At 62.9% G+C, this 2,092-nt stretch carries 3 protein-coding genes; all 3 read left to right on the forward strand.

The window, feature by feature from the left end; all coding sequences use genetic code 11:
* Positions 1-182, forward strand: a 182-nt coding sequence (locus tag WBF74_RS11140; RefSeq protein WP_424439604.1) for a cobaltochelatase CobT-related protein, incomplete at its 5' end; no start/stop codon positions are given.
* Between the two features lie 45 nt (positions 183-227).
* Positions 228-1,415 (forward strand): MFS transporter, encoded by a 1,188-nt coding sequence (locus WBF74_RS11145; RefSeq protein ID WP_424439607.1) that lies wholly within the window; start codon positions 228-230, stop codon positions 1,413-1,415.
* Between the two features lie 59 nt (positions 1,416-1,474).
* The coding region (locus tag WBF74_RS11150; RefSeq protein WP_424439610.1) for an MATE family efflux transporter at positions 1,475-2,092 on the forward strand (618 nt) is incomplete at its 3' end.

Genomic DNA, 2,092 nt, shown 5'->3' on the forward strand with positions numbered 1-2,092 from the left:
ATTATCGCCGCGCTGTCACCATTGTTGATGCAGAGCAGCTTGGCGGCGCGATGACGGAAAAACTCGCCGAGCTTTTCGAGGACCCGACCACACTTCGCCGCAGCCAGAAAAAGGCGCGCGGACAGGAAGAGCCCCGCCGCCAGCCTCTTTCAACGCGCGGCGCAGCAAAGGCCGTCCGCTGACCTTCTGATTTCAGGCGCCATCCCGCGCCTTCAAGGACCGTGACAATGGCAGGGACCGAACGCGTTCCGCCGCGCCACAAGCGCAGCCTCGCCGCCGCCATCATCTCGATGGGGATGGTGAACCTCTCCATGGGCATCGCCTTCCCGCTGACCGCAATCATTCTGGCGCGGCAGGGCGTCGAGCCGGGCATGATCGGCCTGTCAACGGCGGCGCAGGCGGCACCGGTCTTCCTCGTCTCGCCTTTCGTGACGCGCATCCTGCGGCGCTTCGGCCCGGCCAATGTGATGGTGGCAGGGCTTCTCCTTGCCGGCCTCGCCTTCGCGCTGATGGGCCTCTATGCAAATCTTCTCGCCTGGTTCCCGCTCCGCTTCCTGCTCGGCAGCGCGGCCACGCTTCTCTGGGCAACAAGCGAGGCATGGATCAATTCCCTCTCGCCGGAGGAAAAGCGCGGCAAGATCATCGGTCTCTACAGCGCATCAGCCGCGGCAGGTTTCGCGCTCGGCCCCACCCTTCTCGTGCTGATGGGCACAGGCGTTGAACCTTTCTATGTGGGCGGCCTGTTGATGCTGGCAGCGTCCGCCATCGTCACCACGGCAGATCGCAGCCGCAATCATTTTCAGGCGGGCGAAAGATCATCTCCCATGTGGCGCCTTCTGCTGATCGCGCCTGCTGCCCTGCTTGCAAACTTTTTCTTCGCGGCAGCAGAAGAATCTCTCGTCACCTTCTTTCCGCTCTATGCGATCCGGCGCGGCATGATGGAAGAGACAAGTCTCTTTCTTCTCACTGTTGCAGCCCTCGGCGCGATCTTCATGCAGCCCGCAATCGGCCTTCTCGCCGACCGCATGAACCGCCTGAACCTGCTCACCATTCTCGTCGCGGCAACCATTGCGGGTTATTTGCTGCTGCCCCTCGCCTTGCCCGGCCCCATCCGCACGGGCATGAGCCTCTTTCTCGTGGTGGGCCTTGCCAACGGCATCTTCACCCTTGGCATGGTGCTGGTCGGCGAACGCTTCCGGGGAGCAGAACTTGCAGGCGCGAGCGCCTTCACCACTGCCATGTGGGGGACAGGTGCACTTGTCGGCGCCCCATTTTCCGGTGCCGCCATGCAGATTTGGGACCCGCACGGGCTGATTGCCGCCATCGCCCTCATCTTCCTGATCTATCTGCCTTTTCCGCTGGTCGCTGCCTTGCGCACGAGAAAAGAAAAGCGGCCTGAGGAAAACTCCGCTTGAGCTTCCCCGGCGCGGGCATATCCTGCGCGGCCTTTCACCGCTCACAGGATTGACCGGCAATGCGCGCGCTCCATGCGACAGACAGAGCGACCCGACGCCTCTGGCTCGATGAAGCCGGGGCAACGCTTTCACTCGCCCTGCCACTCATTGCCGCCAATCTTGCGCAGGTGGCGATCAACGCAACCGATGTCATCATGCTGGGCTGGCTCGGACCGGAGGCACTGGCTTCGGGCGCGCTCGGCTCCAATCTCTATTTCGCAGTGATGATTTTCGGCATTGGTGTCGTCACCGCCACCTCGCCGCTTGCATCTTCCGAACTTGGCCGCCGCCGTCATTCTGTGCGCGAAGTACGCCGCACGATCCGGCAGGGCTTCTGGGCGGGGGCAACGCTCTGCATCCCCTTCTGGCTCATCCTCTGGAACACAGAAGCACTGCTCATTACGCTCGGGCAGGAGCCGGAGCTTGCCGCCGGTGCAGCCGCCTATATGGCTCCGATGAAATGGGCGCTCCTGCCGACTTTCCTTTTCGTCGTGATGCGCATTTTTATTTCCGCGCTGGAGCGGCCGCGCTGGGCGCTGGCCATTGCGCTTGCTGCCATCCCTTTCAACGCGCTGGTCAACTGGTGTCTGATCTTCGGCAATCTCGGCTTTCCCGCTTTCGGCATCATGGGCGCGGGC

Origin of the sequence: Parvibaculum sp. (assembly GCF_049672805.1) — a bacterium.
In the GTDB taxonomy this organism is placed as follows: Bacteria; Pseudomonadota; Alphaproteobacteria; order Parvibaculales; family Parvibaculaceae; genus Parvibaculum.